16 protein-coding genes are annotated in these 17,950 nt (G+C 72.1%); 2 read left to right on the forward strand and 14 right to left on the reverse strand.

Going from position 1 to position 17,950, the window contains the following annotated elements; all coding sequences use genetic code 11:
- Positions 1-43: 43 nt before the first annotated feature.
- The 4 genes from DCW30_RS08220 to DCW30_RS08235 all read right to left on the reverse strand — a co-directional run bounded on the left by DCW30_RS08220 (position 44) and on the right by DCW30_RS08235 (position 4,188).
- Positions 44-1,210 (reverse strand): thiolase domain-containing protein, encoded by a 1,167-nt coding sequence (locus tag DCW30_RS08220; protein ID WP_076688501.1) that lies wholly within the window; start codon positions 1,208-1,210, stop codon positions 44-46.
- Positions 1,211-1,218: 8 nt separating this feature from the next.
- Complete coding sequence (locus DCW30_RS08225; RefSeq protein ID WP_076682755.1) at positions 1,219-2,298, reverse strand: thiolase domain-containing protein; 1,080 nt, start codon at positions 2,296-2,298, stop codon at positions 1,219-1,221.
- Positions 2,299-3,261, reverse strand: coding sequence for a Zn-ribbon domain-containing OB-fold protein (locus tag DCW30_RS08230; RefSeq protein WP_076682757.1), 963 nt, complete (start codon positions 3,259-3,261; stop codon positions 2,299-2,301).
- Positions 3,262-3,387: 126 nt separating this feature from the next.
- Entirely contained in the window at positions 3,388-4,188 is an 801-nt protein-coding gene (locus DCW30_RS08235) for a crotonase/enoyl-CoA hydratase family protein (protein WP_076682759.1), read from the reverse strand.
- A gap of 211 nt (positions 4,189-4,399) precedes the next feature.
- Here DCW30_RS08235 and DCW30_RS08240 point away from each other — a divergent pair, with 211 nt between their 5' ends.
- Positions 4,400-6,037 carry an acyl-CoA synthetase gene (locus DCW30_RS08240; RefSeq protein WP_076682761.1) on the forward strand — a complete coding sequence of 546 codons (1,638 nt, stop codon included), beginning with the start codon at positions 4,400-4,402 and terminating at the stop codon, positions 6,035-6,037.
- On the opposite strand, the gene DCW30_RS08245 is transcribed toward DCW30_RS08240, so the two are convergent.
- Together DCW30_RS08245 and DCW30_RS08250 are read right to left on the reverse strand one after the other, a co-directional pair.
- Complete coding sequence (locus tag DCW30_RS08245; RefSeq protein ID WP_076682763.1) at positions 6,020-6,622, reverse strand: chorismate mutase; 603 nt, start codon at positions 6,620-6,622, stop codon at positions 6,020-6,022. The genes DCW30_RS08240 and DCW30_RS08245 overlap by 18 nt on opposite strands.
- 56 nt (positions 6,623-6,678) lie before the next feature.
- Positions 6,679-7,524, reverse strand: coding sequence for an alpha/beta fold hydrolase (locus DCW30_RS08250; RefSeq protein ID WP_076688503.1), 846 nt, complete (start codon positions 7,522-7,524; stop codon positions 6,679-6,681).
- Between the two features lie 186 nt (positions 7,525-7,710).
- Here DCW30_RS08250 and paaK point away from each other — a divergent pair, with 186 nt between their 5' ends.
- Positions 7,711-9,009, forward strand: coding sequence for a phenylacetate--CoA ligase PaaK (paaK, locus tag DCW30_RS08255; protein WP_076682765.1), 1,299 nt, complete (start codon positions 7,711-7,713; stop codon positions 9,007-9,009).
- A gap of 80 nt (positions 9,010-9,089) precedes the next feature.
- Here paaK and DCW30_RS08260 read toward each other — a convergent pair whose 3' ends face one another.
- From DCW30_RS08260 to DCW30_RS08295, 8 genes are all read right to left on the reverse strand, one after another.
- Entirely contained in the window at positions 9,090-10,463 is a 1,374-nt protein-coding gene (locus DCW30_RS08260; RefSeq protein ID WP_062772761.1) for a tryptophanase, read from the reverse strand.
- The gene (locus DCW30_RS08265) at positions 10,436-11,692 is read right to left on the reverse strand and encodes a tryptophan dimethylallyltransferase family protein (RefSeq protein ID WP_076682767.1); all 1,257 of its coding nucleotides are present in this window, start codon (positions 11,690-11,692) and stop codon (positions 10,436-10,438) included. The genes DCW30_RS08260 and DCW30_RS08265 overlap by 28 nt, the downstream gene beginning before the upstream one ends.
- A gap of 351 nt (positions 11,693-12,043) precedes the next feature.
- Positions 12,044-13,393 carry a cytochrome P450 gene (locus DCW30_RS08270; protein ID WP_076682769.1) on the reverse strand — a complete coding sequence of 450 codons (1,350 nt, stop codon included), beginning with the start codon at positions 13,391-13,393 and terminating at the stop codon, positions 12,044-12,046.
- Positions 13,390-13,995: a GTP-binding protein gene (locus tag DCW30_RS08275; RefSeq protein ID WP_062772770.1), complete on the reverse strand. Its 606-nt coding sequence runs from the start codon at positions 13,993-13,995 to the stop codon at positions 13,390-13,392. The genes DCW30_RS08270 and DCW30_RS08275 overlap by 4 nt, the downstream gene beginning before the upstream one ends.
- Complete coding sequence (locus tag DCW30_RS08280) at positions 13,970-14,359, reverse strand: DUF742 domain-containing protein (protein WP_062772773.1); 390 nt, start codon at positions 14,357-14,359, stop codon at positions 13,970-13,972. The genes DCW30_RS08275 and DCW30_RS08280 overlap by 26 nt, the downstream gene beginning before the upstream one ends.
- Entirely contained in the window at positions 14,356-14,754 is a 399-nt protein-coding gene (locus DCW30_RS08285) for a roadblock/LC7 domain-containing protein (RefSeq protein ID WP_062772777.1), read from the reverse strand. The genes DCW30_RS08280 and DCW30_RS08285 overlap by 4 nt, the downstream gene beginning before the upstream one ends.
- Positions 14,751-15,950, reverse strand: coding sequence for an ATP-binding protein (locus tag DCW30_RS08290; protein WP_079249878.1), 1,200 nt, complete (start codon positions 15,948-15,950; stop codon positions 14,751-14,753). The genes DCW30_RS08285 and DCW30_RS08290 overlap by 4 nt, the downstream gene beginning before the upstream one ends.
- A 446-nt stretch (positions 15,951-16,396) precedes the next feature.
- Positions 16,397-17,920 carry an acyl-CoA synthetase gene (locus DCW30_RS08295; protein ID WP_076682771.1) on the reverse strand — a complete coding sequence of 508 codons (1,524 nt, stop codon included), beginning with the start codon at positions 17,918-17,920 and terminating at the stop codon, positions 16,397-16,399.
- Positions 17,921-17,950: the final 30 nt, after the last annotated feature.

A 17,950-nucleotide genomic window follows, 5' to 3' on the forward strand; every position in this document is an offset into this window, starting at 1 on the left:
GGGCCGTGACCCGCCGCCGCGCGATGTCCGTCCCCGGGGGCGCTCAGGAGGCGGGCGGCTCCGCCCCGACGAGCCACATCGAGAAGAACTGCGAGCCGCCTCCGTAGGCGTGGCCGAGGGCCCTGCGGGCCCCTGCCACCTGGTGCTCGCCCGCCTGGCCGCGCACCTGGAGCGCGGCCTCGGCGAAGCGGATCATGCCGGAGGCGCCGATGGGGTTGGCGGACAGGACGCCGCCGGACATGTTCACCGGGAGATCGCCCTCCAGTTCCGTCACACCGGCCTCGGTGAGCTTCCAGCCCTCGCCCTCGCCCGCGAAGCCGAGGTTCTCCAGCCACATCGGCTCGTACCAGGAGAACGGCACGTACATCTCGACCGCGTCGATCTCCCGGCGCGGGTCCGTGACGCCCGCCTGCCGGTAGACGTCGGCCGCGCAGTCCTTGCCCGCCCGGGGCGAGACGAAGTCCTTGCCCGCGAAGAGCGTCGGCTCGCTGCGCATCGCGCCGCCGTGCATCCACGCCGGCGGTCGGGGCGAACGGGCCGCGCCCGCCCGGTCGGTGAGGACCATCGCGCAGGCGCCGTCGGAGGAGGGGCAGGTCTCCGAGTAGCGGATCGGGTCCCAGAGCATGGGCGAGGCCTGGACCTTCTCCAGGGTGATGTCGTGCTCGTGGAGGTGCGCGAAGGGGTTCTTCAGGGCGTTGCGGCGGTCCTTGTACGCGACGAGCGAGCCGACCGTGTCCGGGGCGCCGCTCCGCCGCATGTACGCGCGCACGTGCGGGGCGAAGAAGCCGCCCGCCCCGGCGAGCAGCGGCTGCTGGAAGGGGATGGGCAGCGAGAGGCCCCACATCGCGTTGGATTCCGACTGCTTTTCGAAGGCGAGGGTCAGCACCGTGCCGTGGACGCGGCCCGCGACGAGGTCCGCGGCCACCAGCGCCGTGGACCCGCCGACGGACCCGGCCGTGTGCACGCGCAGCAGGGGCTTGCCGACCGCGCCGAGGGCGTCGGCGAGGTACAGCTCCGGCATCATGACGCCCTCGAAGAAGTCGGGCGCCTTGCCGATGACCACGGCGTCGATGTCGGCCCAGGTCAGTTCGGCGTCGGCCAGGGCGCGCGCGGCGGCCTCCCGGACGAGCCCGGCGATCGACACGTCGCGCCGGGCGGCCACGTGCCGGGTCTGCCCGATCCCGACGACGGCGACGGGCTCCTTGCCCACCGAACGGCTCATCGCGCGTCTCCTTCCAGAAGGGCGACCAGGTTCTGCTGGAGGCAGGGCCCCGACGTGGCGTGCGCGACGGCCCGGTCCGACGCGCCCCGGTGGATGCGGGCGGCGGCCTCACCGAGCCGGATCAGCCCCGCGGCCATCATCGGGTTGGCGGCGAGCGCGCCCCCCGAGGGGTTGACCACGACGTCGTCGCCGAGCCGCAGGGCCTTGCGCAGGACGACCTCCTGAGAGGTGAAGGGAGCGTGCAACTCGGCCGTGTCCACCGGGTGTTCGAAGACGCCGGCGCGTTCGGCGGCCAGCCGGGTCGAGGGCGAGTCGGTGAGGTCGCGCACCCCGAGGCCGTGCGCCTCGATCCGGTGGTCGATGCCGCGGATCCACGCGGGCCGCCCGCACAGCTCACGGGCCCGCTCCCCCGCCGCGAGGATCACGGCGGCGGCCCCGTCGCCGACCGGCGGGCAGTCACCGGTACGCAGCGGGCGCACGACGTACTCCCCCTGCGCGACGTCCCCGCCGAGCTGCGCGTGCGGGTTGGCGGCGGCGTCGGCGCGGCTGCGCAGGGCCACCCCGGCGAGCGCGGGCTCATCGGTCTCCCCGGCGTCGATGAGCGCCTGCGCCTGGAGCGCGGCGAGGGCCACGGAGTCGGGCCAGAGGGGAGCGACGTAGTAGGGGTCGAGCTGCCGGGTCAGCACGTCGCGCAGGGAGCCCGGCGAGGACTTCCCGTAGGAGTAGACGAGGGCGGTGTCGGCCTCGCCGGTCTGCAGCTTCGTCCACGCCTCGTACAGCGCCCAGGCCCCGTCCATCTCCACGTGCGACTCGGAGATCGGCGGCCAGGCGCCGACGCCGTCGAGCGCCATGGTGAAGGAGAAGGCGCGCCCCGCGAGGTAGTCGGAGGACCCGGAGCAGGTGAACCCGATGTCGCTGGTCCGCAGCCCGGTCGCCGCGAGGACCTCGTGCAGCACCGGCATGAGCATCTCCACCTCGGACAGCTCGTCGGTGGAGCGCGCGGTGGCGGTCTGCCCGAAGGCGACGACGGCCACGTCACGGACGGGCCGCAGCACGGACGGCTCGCGGGACGCCATCTACACCAGCTCCTTGTACGTGTCGTAGTCGGCGTCGGGCTCGCCCGTGGGCCGGTAGTGGTCGGGGTGGCGCCCGCCCTCGGTCCACACCGGCTCGACCCGCAGCCCCATGCGGACCTGGTCGTACGGGATCCCGGCGATGCGCGCGTGCAGGGCGAGGTCCGCCCCGTCCAGCGCGATGTGCGCGTAGACGTAAGGGACCTCGATGTCGAGGTTCTTTGCCTTGATGTTGACGACGCAGTACGTGGTGACGGTGCCGCGCGGTCCGACCTCCACCCGCTCGGCCGTGGCGACGCCGCAGGTGGGGCAGGCGCCCCGGGGCGGGACGTACACCTTGCGGCAGGACGGGCAGCGCTCGCCCACGGTGCGGCGTTCGGACAGGGCGGTGATGTAGGCGGTCTGGGCGCGGCCCGGCGAGTAGGTGTAGTCGAGCCGCGCGGCGGCGACGATCCCGGTGACGGGCTCGTCGAAGACCCCGCTGTGCGGCACGGCGGCCCGCACCGGCGCGTCCCCGTCCGCCGGCTCGAAGCAGGCGATGTCGGTGATGGCGCCGACCCGTTCGCCGGCCCACCGCACCCGCACGCGCATCCCGGTCCGCACGGCGTCGGGCCCCGGCACGTCGAGCGCGTGCAGCAGCGCGGTGTCGGCCCCGTCGAGCCGCACAAGGACCCAGGCGAACGGGGCGCCGAGCGGCTGCCCGCGCCGGGGCTCGTGGTTCCACGCCCAGGTGGTGACGGTCCCGGTGGCGCCGACCTCGACGAGGTCGCGTATCTCCTCGGCGGTCACGGGGTCGTACTCGACGGGTGGCACGAGCACCCGCCCGTCCCCGGCCCGGACCCCGAGCAGGGTGCGCTCACGCAGCCCGGTGAGAAAGGCGCTCTGCACGGCCCCGAGCGACCGGGTGAAGGGAAACTCGACGACGAGAGGAGCCCGAAGCACTGCGGACGAACCGACACCTGACATGACACTCCGTTTCTCTGGACGGGCCCCTTCGGGGGCGCGGGGCTGTGACATGTGCGGCTCGGCCGCGGGGGCGCGACCAGCCGCGCCGGACCCGCGGCCGAAGAGAGACGCCCCGGCCCGCGGGGCCTAGGCCCGCCGAAACACAGGGGTTCGCTTCTCCTCGAAGGCTCGGGAGCCCTCCGCCGCGTCGGAGGTGTCGAAGATCGGCCACCCCCGCTTGAGCTCGGCCGCCAGCCCCTCCGCCTCGGAGAGCTCCGCGGCCTCGTACACGGAGGCCTTGACCGCCTCCACGGCCAGCGGCCCGCACGCGTTGATCTGCTCGGCGATGGCGAGGGCCTCGTCCAGCGCGGTCCCGTCGGGCACGACGTGCCCGACGAGCCCGATGGCCGCGGCCTCGGCGGCCGGGTAGGGCCGCCCGGTGAGCAGCATCTCCAGGGCGTGCGTACGCGGTATCTGCCGGGGCAGCCGCACGGTCGACCCACCGATGGGGAAGAGACCCCTGCGCACCTCGAAGAGCCCGAAGGTCGCCGACTCCCCCGCCACGCGGATGTCGGCGCCCTGGAGGATCTCCGTGCCGCCGGCCACGCAGTACCCCTCGACGGCGGCGATGACGGGCTTGCGGGGCCTGTGGTGTCTGAGCATCGCCTTCCAGTGCAGGTCGGGGTCGTCCCGCAGCCGGTCCCTGTAGTGGTCCCCGGCCATGCCCTTGCCCGCGAGGGCCTTGAGGTCCATGCCCGCGCAGAAGTCGCCGCCCGCCCCGGTGAGCACGATCGAGCGGATCTCGTCGTCCGCGTCGGCCGCCACCCACCGGTCGTACAGGCCGACGAGCATCGGCAGCGAGAGGGCGTTCTTCGCCTCGGGCCTGTTCAGCGTGAGTACCAGTGTGGCGCCCTCACGCCGCACGGAGAGGTGTTCCGTCCCGCCCATGTGCGGTGCTCCCTCCCTCGACGGCCCGCCGCGCGGCCGGCCTGTCGCTTCCGGACCTGGAACAGGTTGCAGGAGGCGGGTTGTCAGTTCAATACCTTTCTGACAGTCAGTCAGTTTTTCTCGCGGCGGCCCTTCCCCCTTACCGGCGCCTCTGCTCTGATGACGGCCGAGCGCGACGACGGAAGCGGACGCCGGGGTCAGGAGGAGCGTGGTGGAGTACAACCTTGCCGACCTGTTCGAATCGGTCGTCGACGTGGTCCCCGACCGCGAGGCCATCGTCTACGTCGACCACCCCGGCACGGGCGCGGAACGCCGCCTGACCTACGCCGAGCTGGACGCGGCCGCCAACCGCGTCGCGCACCACCTCATCGGCAGCGGCCTGCGCCACGGCGAACACCTGGGCCTGCACCTCTACAACGGCGTCGAGTACCTCCAGACGGTCCTCGCCTGCCTGAAGGCCCGCCTGGTGCCGGTCAACGTCAACTACCGCTACGTGGAGGAGGAACTGGTCTACCTCTACCGGGACGCGGACCTCGCGGCGCTCGTTTTCGACGCCGAGTTCACGGAGCGGGTCGCGGCGGCGCTGCCGCGCACGGAGAAGCTGCGGCACCTGATACGGGTGGGCACACCGGCCGCGGGCGCGCCCGGCCTGGACGCCACGGCGTTCACCGCGGCGGAGGCGTCGGGGTCACCGGAGCGCGGCTTCGGGCCGCGTTCGGCGGACGACCTGTTCATCATCTACACCGGCGGCACCACCGGCATGCCCAAGGGCGTCATGTGGCGCCAGGAGGACCTGTTCTTCGCCGGGCTCTTCGGCGGCGACCCCGCGGGCGAGCCGGTGAAGCGGCCGGAGGAACTGGCCGAGCGCGTCGCGGCGGGCGGCCCCGGCATCACCTTCTTCCCCACTCCCCCGCTGATGCACGGCACCTCCACGCTGACGTCGTTCATCGCGCTCAACTACGGCCAGCGGGTGGCCCTGCACCGCAGGTACGTGCCCGAGGAGGTGATCCGCACCATCGAGAAGGAGAAGGTCTCCAGCGTGTCGCTGGTGGGCGACGCGATGCTCAGGCCGCTCATCGACGCGCTGACCGGCCCCCTGAAGAACGCCGACCTCTCCTCCCTGTTCAGCGTCTCCTCCTCCGGGGCGATCATGTCGGAGACGGTGCGCGCCCAGTTCCAGCTGCTGGTGCCGAACGCGCTGCTCCTGAACAACTTCGGCTCGTCCGAGTCCGGCTCCAACGGCAGGGCCACGGACGACTCGGGCCCGGAGAAGGGCTTCCGCCTGGAGGTCAACGACCGCACCCGGGTGGTGGACCCGGCCACGCACGACCCCGTGCCGGTCGGCGAGATCGGCCGCATCGCCCAGCGCGGCCACGTGCCGCTCGGCTACTACAACGACCCGGCGAAGACCGCCGAGGTCTTCTTCCGCAGGGGCGAGGAGCGGTGGGTGCTGCTGGGCGACATGGCCACGGTCGGCGACGACGGCATCGTCACCGTCCTCGGCCGCGGCTCGCAGTGCATCAACACCGGCGGCGAGAAGGTGTACCCCGAAGAGGTCGAACAGGCCCTGAAGTCGCACCCGGACATCTACGACGCCCTGGTCGCCGGGGTCCCCGACGACCGCTGGGGCAACAGGGTCGCGGCGGTCGTCCAACTCCGCCGGTCGGCGGCCGGCTTGGACCTGGCAGCCGTGCAGACCCACTGCCGCGCCCTGCTGGCCGGCTACAAGATCCCCCGCTCGGTGGTCTTCACGGACCGCATCCAGCGCTCCCCCAGCGGCAAGGCGGACTACCGGTGGGCGAAGGCGGTGGCGGCGGGCGCCCCCGGCCCCTCAGCCCGAGCAGACTGACCGCAGCGCGCGCCCGAGCCCCACGCTGTGCAGGGCGTCGAGCCGCGCGCCGTGGCGGACCCGTACGGCCGCCACGGTCAGCGCGCCCCCGCAGCGCGGTGACGTCCGGGCGCGCTCGGAGGCCGCGATGCCCCGCACCAGTTCACCGTTGACCCGGTTGATCTCCTCGCGCGCCTCGGCGAGGTCGGGCCGCTCGTCCGGGGCCTGCCCCGGGTCGGCGTCCCAGCGGCGGAACAGCTCCCGCTGGACGAGCTTGCCGGCCTCGATCTGGTCCCGGAAGATCCGTACGGTCGCCGCGGGGTCGGCGCCTGCCTCCCGCGCCTGCCGGGCCGCCGTGTCCAGGACGACCTTCTCACGGGCGGGATCGTCGATCGGGCCGCCGGCGCCGTACTTGGCGGCGGCGACGAGATCGGCCGTGGCGAGCCGCTGGGCGGAGAGATCGGCGAGCGGGCGCAGGCGTTCGTGCGCTCCGGAGGGCCGGGCGGCGGCAGCGGACGCCGCGGCGGCCGGGCCCGCCCCCGTGAGCAGGGCGGCGGCGAGGACTCCGGCGGCCAGGAGGCGGCCGGCGGACGAAGCGGGGCGCATGACGGTTCCTCTGGGGTCGAAGGGCGGATGTCCGGGCGGCGGCCGGCCCCGACGCGTCAGTCCTGCGCCAGGAACCCCGCCACCCGCCGCACGAACCACTCCGGGTCGTCCAGCCACGGGAAGTGGCCGCCGCCCGGCTGCACTTGGCGGACGCCCGCGGGGAACAGCTCGGCGAGTTCGGCGGCGCGGGCCGGGGTGGGGCCGCCGTCGTAGGCGCCCGCCAGGACGAGGACGGGCGCCTTGAGGGACGCGAGGGCGGTGCGGGTGGCCGGGGGGTCGAAGGCGGCCTCGCCGTAGTAGGCCTCGGCGGCCCGCGCGTTCTTCTGGTCGGCGCTGCGGGCCCGGTGCTCCTGGGCCGCGGCGTCCCAACGCCCGTACGTCAGCGGGGCGATGGCGTCCCAGCCCGCGCTCGGCGCCCCGCTCTCGGCGATCTCCCGCAGCGCGGTCGCGGCCGCCGGGTACCAGGGCTCGTCCTTGCGCAGGGCTGCGGCCTCGGCGCGGTCCTCGACGGTCATGGCGCCGCCGACGGCCAGCGTGGCCGGGGTGACGAGCACGAGTGTGCGGATCCGCTTGGGGCAGCGGGCCGCGTACAGCGTCGCCAGGTCGCCGCCCGCCGAGTGGCCGAGCAGGTCGACCCGGTCGAGCCCCAGATGTTCCCGCAGCGCCTCGACGTCGTCGACGAGCCGGTCGCAGCGGTAGGTCGCCGGGTCCTCCGGCTCCGCGGAGTCACCCGTGCCGCGCAGGTCGAGCAGGATCAGCCGGCGGTGCGCGGTGAGACCGCCGAGGTCGCCCAGGTAGACGGAGGCGCGCATGGGGCCGCCCGGCAGGCAGAGCAGTGGCTCGCCCTCCCCCTTCTCGTGGTAGGCGAGCTCCGTCCCGTCGTACGCGCTGAAAGTCGGCATGAGGGGGATCATCACATCCCGCGTCGGGTCCGGGCAACGCCTGCCGGCCGGCGGGCCGGGCGACGCCTCGCAGCTCGAAGGCGTGGCGCGCCATCCCTTGACGCCCGGGGCCGGGGCTGGATTACTGACCTCGACGGAAGATCGACGACCGAATGATCGGTCGCCCGTTCGGGACGGGAGAACCACATGACGCGCAGGGCGCTTCAGCTGGACGCGGCGGAACGGCTCGGCCCCCGGGAGCTCCGGGCCCTGCAGCTGGAACGCCTCCAGGCCACCTTGCTGCACGCGTACGAGAACGTCCCGTTCTACCGGGCGGCGTTCGACAAGGCGGGGCTGCGCCCCGACGACTGCCGTTCGCCGGCCGACCTGGCGCGCTTCCCCTTCACGACCAAGGACGACCTGCGGGCCAACTACCCCTTCGGCATGTTCGCCGTCGAGCAGTCGGAGGTGCGGCGCCTGCACGCCTCCAGCGGGACGACGGGGCTGCCGACAGTCGTCGGGTACACCGAGCGGGATCTGTCCATGTGGGCGGACGTCGTGGCCCGCTCGATCCGCGCCGCGGGCGGCAGACCGGGCGACAAGGTGCATGTGGCGTACGGCTACGGCCTGTTCACCGGCGGTCTCGGCGCGCACTACGGAGCCGAGCGGCTCGGCTGTACGGTCATTCCCGCGTCCGGCGGCATGACCGCGCGCCAGGTGCGGCTGATCCAGGACTTCCGGCCCGAGATCATCATGGTGACGCCCTCGTACATGCTCACCCTCCTGGAGGAGTTCGAGCGGCAGGGCGTCGATCCCCGGACGACCTCCCTGCGGGTCGGCGTCTTCGGCGCGGAACCGTGGACCGAGGAGATGCGGCGCGAGATCGAGGAGCGCTTCGCCATCGACGCCGTCGACATATACGGCCTCTCCGAGGTGATCGGCCCCGGCGTCGCGCAGGAGTGCGTGGAGACCAAGGACGGCCTGCACATCTGGGAGGACCACTTCTACCCCGAGGTCGTCGACCCGGTCACGGGCGAGGTGCTGCCGGACGGCGAGCGCGGCGAGCTGGTCTTCACCTCCCTCACCAAGGAGGCCATGCCCGTCATCCGCTACCGCACGCGTGACCTGACGCGGCTGCTCCCCGGCACGGCACGCGTCTTCCGGCGGATGGAGAAGGTGACGGGGCGCTGCGACGACATGGTGATCCTGCGGGGGGTCAACCTCTTCCCCACGCAGATCGAGGAGATCGTGCTGCGCACGGCGGGCGTGGCCCCGCACTTCCAGCTCCGGCTGACCCGCGAGGGCCGCATGGACGCCCTGACCGTGCGCGCCGAGGCCCGCGCCGACACGACCCCCGAGCGGCGCGCGGCGGCGGCCCGCGAGATCGCCGCCGCGGTGAAGGACGGCATCGGCGTCTCGGTGGGCGTGGAGGTCGTCGACCCGGAGACGCTGGAACGGTCGGTGGGGAAGTTCAAGCGGATCGTCGATCTGCGCGGCGAGGGCTGACGGCCGGACCATGGCGCCGGCCTCCCGGGAGATGTGGACCGGGGCCGCCGGCCCCGCGGTGGCGCGGGGCCGAGCGGAGATCAGCCGTCGGACCGCACGGGCTCCAGCTTGATGCTGAAGTGGCGGAGGATCGGCGACTGGCCCACGATGCGGTAGCCCCGCACCGACTCGGGGTTCTTGGCTATGTCCGCCAGGGTGGCGGCGACGTGGTCGTAGTGGCTCCGGGTGTAGACCCGTCGGGGAAGCGCCAGCCGCACCAGCTCGAAAGGCGCGGTCTTGATGGAGTTGCCGTGCTCGTCCTCTTCCCCGAGGTACAGGCTGCCCAGCTCCGCCGAGCGGATGCCGCCGCGGCGGTAGAGCTCACAGACGAGCGCGGTGCCCGGGTACTGGTGCGGGGGGATGTGGGGCAGCAGCCGCCCGGCGTTGACGTAGAGGGCGTGCAGACCCGAGGGCTCCAGGATGTCCACCCCGGCCTCGCGGATGCGCGCCGCGAGGTAGGCGGCTATGTCGGCGCGTTCGGCGAGGTAGGCCGGTTCGGTGACTTCCAGGAGGCCGCGGGCCATCATCTCGAGGTCGCGGCCCGCCAGCCCGCCGTAGGTGGTGAAGCCCTCGGTGGCGATGAGCAGGCCTGCGCACTTCTCGGCGAGCTCGGGGTCCTTCAGACCGATGAAGCCGCCGATGTGGACGATGCCGTCCTTCTTCGCGCTCATGACGCAGCCGTCCGCGAGGCGGAAGGCCTCCTCGGCGACCTGGCGGGGCGTGCGGCCGGCGTAGCCAGGCTCGCGCTGGGTCACCAGCCAGGCGTTCTCCGCGAAGCGCGCGGCATCCAGGATCAGGGGCACGTTGTGCCGTCGGCACAGTTCGGCGGTCTGCCGCAGGTTCTCCATGCTGACCGGCTGACCGCCGCCACCGTTGTTGGTGATGGTCATCAGCACGGCCGCCACGGGCGCCTGGTGCGCGTTCTCCAGCGCCTGCTCCAGGGCGATCAGGTCGATGTTGCCCTTGAACGGGTAGTCGCTGTCGAGGTCCTTCGCCTCGGCGCAGGGCAGGTCGTAGGCCTGGCAGCCGGTCAGTTCGACGTTGGCGCGGGTGGTGTCGAAGTGGGTGTTGGACAGCACGCTCGTGCCCGGTTCGAGCAGCGCGGAGAACAGGATGCGCTCGGCGGCGCGGCCCTGGTGTGCCGGCAGGATGTGGGGGTAACCGGTGAGTTCGGAGACGACCTCGTGCCACCGGTAGTAGCTGCGGCTGCCGGCGTAGGACTCGTCGCCGTGCATGCCCGCGGCGAGCTGGTCCGCGGAGATCGCACCGGTCCCCGAGTCGCTCAGCAGGTCGATGGTGACCTCGTCGGCACGCAGATCGAAGGGGTTGTAGGCGACCCGCTCCAGCGCGGCCTCGCGCTCCGCCCGGGTGGTGAACGCGATCGGCTCTACAACTTTGATGCGGTACGGCTCCACGTGACTTCCTTCTGTGCGGTGTGCGGACTGGCGTGATCGGCGGCTTCGCGCCCGGGGTTCGAAGTGTTCTTGGTCCGTTGCGCGGGCAGCAGGCCGGCTTGCGCGTCCTGCTCCTGGGGCGGCCGGGTCAGGTAGGCCTCGGAGGACAGATAGGCGGTGATGCGGGGCTGCCGGTTCCGCTCGTACACGAGGGCGAGGTAGGCGATGAGCCCGACGCCGTCGCTGAGCCGTCGCCGCGTGAGCGCGCCCAGGCTCCGGCTCAGGGCCGTGGGGTCCATGCCGAACCGGGTCAGCAGGGCGGTCGCCCGGGCGAGGGCCTCCTCGTCGTCGCGCACGTAGTCACGGACGGGGATGTGGAGCGTGAAGCCGCTGGGCTCGCTGTCGCCCTCGGTGAAGGAATGGCAGGTGAGCGCGGACCGCCGCAGGAGCCTCCGCGTGCCGTCTGCCTCCCGCCCGGACGGCGCGAGGGAGCCGGCGGCCGTGTGGAAGAAGGAGCGGATGTCCGCCGCCGATGCCCCGGAGGAGTGGCTGAGCGCGCAGGCGTCGTCGGCCGACATGCCCGCGTGCTTCACGTAGACCTTGACGCGAGGTGACTTCCAGTCGCCCAGGTCCAGTGCGAGGAACGGATAGCCCGCCGCGGGCGGAAGCTGCGCGAAGGCCTTGTCGTAGCCGAGCCGACGCAAGGCTTCTCGCACGGTGCGTGCGGCGTGCTCGGGCCCGGCGGCGGAGGGGTTCAGATAGACCTTGACGCCGGGGACTCCTCCCGCGCGCAGGTCGAGCGCGTACCACAGGGAGAGCGGTCCCTCGGCCGCAGCGGGGAGGAACAGGTCCTCCAGGGCGTCGAGTTGCTCGGTGGAGAAGTCCCATCGGGCGGCCATCGCGCGGATGGCCTCAAGTCCGGCGCGCCCGCTGTCGCCCATGTCGCCGTGGGCCCATCCGGGCTCCACGAGCACCCGCAGGGCCGGGGCGGCGTTTGCCGTGGAGGCGAGGGAGAACTCGACGGGGGTGTGGTCGTCGGAGAGGAAGCTGGGCGACGCCGGGGGCAAGGACAGCGGCCGCCGGGCGGAGCCCGCGAGGGAGTCGAGCAGGACCTGCCCGTACAGCGCGGTGTCCGCCTCGCTCAGGCCCACCGTGGCGCCGAGCCGCCGCAGTTGGCCGAGCACGTGCTCGCCGAGTGTCGTCTCACCGGGTTCGGCCGCCGGTGTCGCGGCCTCGGGCAGGGAGCTCATCGCGTTCCTCGCACGTCGTGGCGCGGGAAGCGTGCGCACGGTGGTGCGCAGGTACGGCGGCGTGCTCCGCCGACGAGGGAGGAGACACGGGCCGATCCGCCGTGAGCGGCGGTTATTCGGCCCTGCGCCTTGTCGGGGTCGCCGCACCCGCACGGGTTCTTCCTGCTGGACGTGGTGCGCCGCTGGCCCGGTCGGTTGCCTGCAGAACGGGGCGCGGAGGTTGCGAGATCCACTGTCTCTCCTTCATCTCGTGTCACTCCAGACACTCCGCGCTGTCCTACCCCATAAATGATCTTTCCATGCAGGCTACAACAACTGCCTGTGTCGCCTGCGTCACAGGGGGTGCGCCGGTCACTGACCGGTCAGCCACCGCATGAAGCTGCTCCAGCGGCCCGGCTTGCCGGCGCCGGGGGCCTGCGGCGCCACGGGCGCGGGGGCGACGGGCGGGTGCGCCTGGTCGCGATGGCGCTCCGACGGCTCAGGGGCGGGCGCGGGGCGCGGGGTGACCGCGCCGAAGCGGACGGGCAGGCTGGCCAGGGCCCGGTTGAAGGGGCCGGGCCGCCAGGCGAGGCTGTTGGCGGGGACGGCGAGTTCCACGTCCGGCAGCGCGTTGAACAGAGCTTCGAGGCCGGTCAGGGCGATGAGCCTGGCCGGTTCCTTGGACGGGCAGGCGTGCGGTCCCGCGCTCCAGGCGAGGTGGCCGCGCGTGTCGGCCCCCTGGTCCGCGAGCGCCGTGTTGGCCGCGCCGAAGGACACCAGGAGCAGTTCACCGGCGCGGACCTTGTCGCCGGCCACGTCCGTGTCGGCGACCGGGTAGTGCGGCGCGTAGTTGGCCATGGGCGCGTTGCGCCACAGGGTGTCGTCGAGGGCCTTGTCGAACTGCCCGTTGCGCGCGTACTCCTCGACGGTCAGCATCGTGTAGAAGGCGTTGCCGATGAGGTTGCCCTCCGGCTCGCCGCCCGCGCCGAGGAGCAGCACCAGCGTGTGCGCCAGTTCCTCGTCGGTCAGCTGGGCCGGGTGCTGCATCAGGTAGGACGTGATGTCCTCCCCGGGGTGGGCGCGCTTGAGCGCCACCAGCTCGCCGACCGCCTCCAGCAGGACCTGGCTGGCCTGCTCGGCGTTGACGCCGTCGAACATGCCGGAGATGCCGAACAGGACGCGGTCGCCGATCTCCGCCGGGCAGCCGAAGAGTTCGTTGAAGACGTACAGGGGGAGCTGCTGGGCGTAGTCCCTGAGCAGGTCGGCGCTGCCGCGGGCGCTGAACTGGTTGATGAGGAACTGGGCGGCCTGGTTGACGATGCGGCTCAGCCGGCTGTTGCTGACGCGGGCCAGGCTCTCGGTGATGGCCTGCCGCAGCCGCACGTGCTCGGCGCCGTCGGTGAACATGCAGTTCGGCCGGTAGGACAGCAGCGGCAGGACCGGGCTGTCGGCGCGGATGAGGCCCTCGTTCAGCGCACGCCAGCGGCGTGAGTCCTTGCGGAAGGTCGTCGGGTCCTGCAACAGCTCCAGGGCCGCGCTGTAGTCGGTCACCAGGGTCGCCTCCACGCCGGGCGCGATCGTGACCGGCGCCGTGGGGCCGAGCTGGTGCATGTAGCGGTAGTACGCGTGCGGGTTGGCCGCGAACTCCGGGGTGTCGAGGGGTATGCGCTGCCCGCTGCCGTGTGCGGGGCAGCCGGGCGGAGGTACGGGAGGGGTTGTCATGCGTGCTCCAGGGCGGCGCGCTTCTGCAGATAGCGGACCATGGTGATCAGGGCGTTGACGGACGACGCTTTGTCGCGCGCGTCGATGGTGACGACCGGGGTGTCGGGCAGCAGGTCGAGCGCCTCCCGGACAGCCTCCGGGGTGTGCACCGTGCCGCCGTCGAACTGGTTGATGGCCACGGCGAAGTCGAGTCCGTAGCTCTCGACCAGGTCCATGACCTCGAAACTGTCGGCCAGCCGCTCGGGGTCCACCAGGACCAGCGCGCCCAGCGCCCCGCGGGCCATGTCGTCCCACAGGTTGACGAACCGCTGCTGGCCCGGTGATCCGAAGAGGTACAGCACGATGCGCTCGCTGAGGGTCAGGCGACCGAAGTCCAGGGCCACGGTGGTCGTGGTCTTCCCCTGTACTCCCTTGAGGTCGTCGACGTTCTCCGAGAGGCTCGTCATCTGCTCCTCGGTGGACAGCGGGGCGATCTCGGAGAGCGAGCCGATCAGCGTGGTCTTGCCGACGGCGAAGTGCCCGACGACCAGGATCTTCACCGCCGTCTGCTGTGCGCCGCTGCGCACGTAGGCGTCCTCAGACAGAGAGAGCCTTGAGGCCATCGAGCACCTCCTGAAGCAAGGTCTTGTTGGCGAGACGAGCCGAGGGCACCGGCGCACGGGTGACCAGATAGCCCCCCTCGGCGAGGGAACTGAGCAGCACCTTGACGACGCCCAGAGGCTGCTGGGTGTGGGCGGCGATCTCGGCGACCGAGAGATAGCCGCTGGAGCACATCTCCAGGATCTGCTGCTCCTCGGGCGAGAGCCGTTGGGGGCGCTGCTGCTCGTCGGTGGACGTCGTGACGAGGGTGATGAGGGCGAACGTGCCCTCATCGGGCAGGTCGCGCCCACGGGTGATGACGTAGGGACGGACTAACGCGCCGGCCTCTGACACGGGTTCCAGATCGGTACGGTCCGGGTCCGTCATGAGGTGACCGTGTCGGTGCGGCGGGCGCTCGACATGGCCTTGCCCAGTCGGCTGACCAGCTGCTGCATCCGATACGTGATGTCGCCCATGTCGACCTCGGCGGACGCCGCCACGGCGAGGTAGGAGCCGCCTCCCGCGGCGTTCAGGAACACCCAGCCGCCGTCGAACTCGATGAGCGTCTGGCGCCAGGACGTGCCGTCGTCGCCACAGAAGAACCCGACGGACCGGCTGAGCGACTGCAGTCCGCTCACGGCGGCGGCCACCTTGTCGGCGTCGTCCCGGCCGATCTCCGCCGTGCGGGACATCTGCAGGCCGTCGGCGGAGATCAGGACCGCGTGGAGGGCATGGGGGATCGCCAGCGCGTCCTCAAGCATCCAGGACAGGTCGTCGCTCACGGGGCATCGAATCCTTCGTGTGAATCGGCAGGAGTGTCGCGTTCGGCGGCCGGTACCCCCGCACTTCGGCCGCTGAGAGTGCCGCGCTGAAACGCGTCCATGGCCGCCACCCGTGCCTCCGCCGACCGGGCCGGCGGCGCGGTGGCTTCGTCGGGCTGGCTGTCCGGCACGAGTGCCATGGCGCGGCGCTTGTTCTGTCGCCGGGGCAGCCCCTCCACGGTCGTGGAGGGGGCCGAACCGCTGCCCCGCGAACCCGGGTCGGTTCCTCGTATCGCGGTCGGCCTCACGGGTTCCGGCATGTCCGTCAGCAGCTCCTTCGGCACCATCACCACCGCTCGGACGCCGCCGTAGGGAGAAGTGCTGTCGATGGTGACCGTGAATCCGAATCGCGCGCACAGCGCGCCGATCACCGCGAAACCGAACGCGGGAGGATTGCCGAGTTCGGAGACGCTCACCGCGGACCCGCCGGCCAGCAGCGCCGTGGCGGCCGTCTTCTCCTCCTCGCTCATCCCGACGCCCGCATCGTCGATCACGATGCAGATGCCCTTGGGGACCGTGCGCACTTCGACGTCCACCATGGAGGTCGGCGCCGAGTAGCTGGTGGCGTTGTCGAGCAGTTCGGCCACCGTCAGCGCGACCGGCTCGACGGCGCGGCTGGTCACCGCGATGTCCACCCGCGAGGCGATGTCGATGCGCTGGTAGTGCCGGATCCGGCCCTGGGCCCCGCGGATCACGTCGTAGATGGACGCCGCGTCCCGCTGCCGGCCGAGCCACCCGCCGCACAGCACGGCGATGGACTGGGCACGTCGGTTGAACTGCGAGTTCATGTGGTCGACGTCCAACAGGTCCCGCAGCACGGCCGAATCGCCGTACTTCTTCTGCAGCCCGGAGATGGCCCGCTGCTGCTCGGCCGCGAGACCCTGGAGGGTCTGCATCGCGGACTTCAGCACGGTGTTGGTCGCGTTCTCCGCCTCCTCCTTGGCCTGCCGGACCACCTCGTCATAGCCCCTGCGGAGCTCTTCGACGGTGGACTGGAGGACGGCGTGGCTGCCCTGCGCTTCGGTCAGGTCGTTCTCGACGCCCTGCTTCTGACGGCGCAACGACTTGATCGTTTTTCGCTGGCGAACGACAACCGTGGTGGCGACAGGGACGCCGGCAGCAAGCGCCCAGACTGTCGGATCCTGCAAAATTGTCATGTGACTCTCTTTGAGCGGCTGGAGTCCAGCTCTCGGATCTGTCCATGCGGACCCTCGGCGTGGGCAGTCTTCACCACCCCGGAGGGCCCCCTGGCTGTAGCCATGCCGAGGAGAAAGCCCACGTGGCATGTGCCCGAGATCGTAACACCGAACGATCATGAGGCTCTGTCAAGTACAACACGCCGTTGCAACGTTGGCGAGAAACCCATGTTCCGGCCAGTGGAGAAGATGTGGGAGCGGCGTGGAGGCTCTCGACATCTGTCCGCCCACTGAACCGATCGGCGGTGCGCCGACTGGATTTCCGCAGTCCACCGCCGCTCCCGCCCGGCAATTGACTGACCGTGAGAGAACGCGGACCGTCAAGGCGAGGCCCCGCCGGCAGGCGTGCGCCCGGCGCAAGATGGCTGATTCGAGCGCGCCCGTGACGGAGAACCGCCGCCCCCTCGTCAGCCGTCGTCGGCGGCGAAGCGGTCCCGCAGCTCCCGTTTGAGGATCTTTCCACTGGCGTTGCGCGGAAGTTCATCCACGAAGAGGATCCGCTTGGGCGCCTTGAAGGGGGCGAGCCTGTCGCGCGCGTGGGCGATGAGCTCCGCCTCCGTGGGCTCCTCGCCCTCGCCGGCGGAGTCCTTGCGCACGACGACCGCCGTGACCGCCTCGATCCAGCGCTCGTCCGGCAGCCCGATCACCGCCGCCTCCGCGACGCCCTCGTGCTCGTACAGCGCGTCCTCGACCTGGCGCGAGGCGACGAGGACGCCCCCGGAGTTGATGACGTCCTTGACGCGGTCGACGACGGTGAAATAGCCGTCGGCGTCGCGTACGGCGAGGTCGCCGGAGTGGAACCAGCCGTCGCGGAAGGCCTCCGCGGTCTCCTCGGGCTTCTCCCAGTAGCCCTCGCACAGTTGCGGTGAGCGGTAGACGACCTCGCCCGGTGTGCCGTCCGGCGCCTCCCGGCCCTCCTCGTCGACGACGCGCGCCTCGACGAACAGGACGGGCCGCCCGCAGGAGTCCATGCGCCCCTCGTGCTCGTCGGGGCCGAGGACGGTGGCGAGCGGGCCGATCTCGCTCTGCCCGAAGCAGTTGTAGAAGGCGAGCCCGGGAAGCCTGGACCGCAGCCGCTGAAGGACCGGCACCGGCATGATCGACGCGCCGTAGTAGGCCTTGCGCAGGGCGCCGAGGTCGCGGGTGGTGAAGCCGGGGTGGCGGGAGAGGCCGATCCACACCGTGGGCGGCGCGAAGAGGCTGTCGGCGCGGCCCGCCTCGACGAGGTCGAAGACGCGCTCGGGGTCGGGACCGTCCAGGACGGTGTTCTCGGCGCCGACCGCGAGGTAGGGCAGGAGGAACACGTGCATCTGCGCCGAGTGGTAGAGCGGGAGGGAGTGGACGGGCTTGTCGCCGGGCTTCAGGTCGAGGGCCGCGATGGCGCTGGCGTACTCGTGGACCAGTGCCCCGTGCGTGAGCATGGCGCCCTTCGGCAGGGCCGTCGTGCCCGAGGTGTAGAGGAGCTGCGCCAGGTCGTCGCCGCGGGGCCCCTCCCCCACGTACGCGGGTGACGCGGGGAGCCGTGCGAGCAGGGAGTCGTCCGTGTCGCGCAGGGCCAGCGTCCGCGTCCCGGCCGGGAGCCGCTCCGCCAGGTCCGGATCGACGAGGACGAGCGAGCTGCCCGACTGCTCCACGATGTACGCGAGGTCGTCGCCGGTCAGGTTCTGGTTGACCGGCACATGGATCAGGCCCGCCCGCGCGCAGGCGAGGAAGCCGATCAGATAGGCGTCGGAGTTGTGGGCGTACGCGCCGACCCGGTCGCCGTCGGCGAGGCCGAGCTCGCGCAGCACGTGGGCCGCGCGCGACACGGCCGCGTCGAGTTCCCCGTACGTCCAGGACCGCTCGCCGTAGTGGAGCGCCGGGCTCTGTGGCGCGCGGCGCGCGCTGCGGCTGAGGACTCCGTCGACCGTGTTGTCGCGTGCACCCGTCATGGCGCGATCCTGGGCGGCGCGCGCCGCCCC

Source organism: Streptomyces alfalfae (assembly GCF_004127445.1).
Lineage (GTDB): Bacteria > Actinomycetota > Actinomycetes > Streptomycetales > Streptomycetaceae > Streptomyces > Streptomyces alfalfae.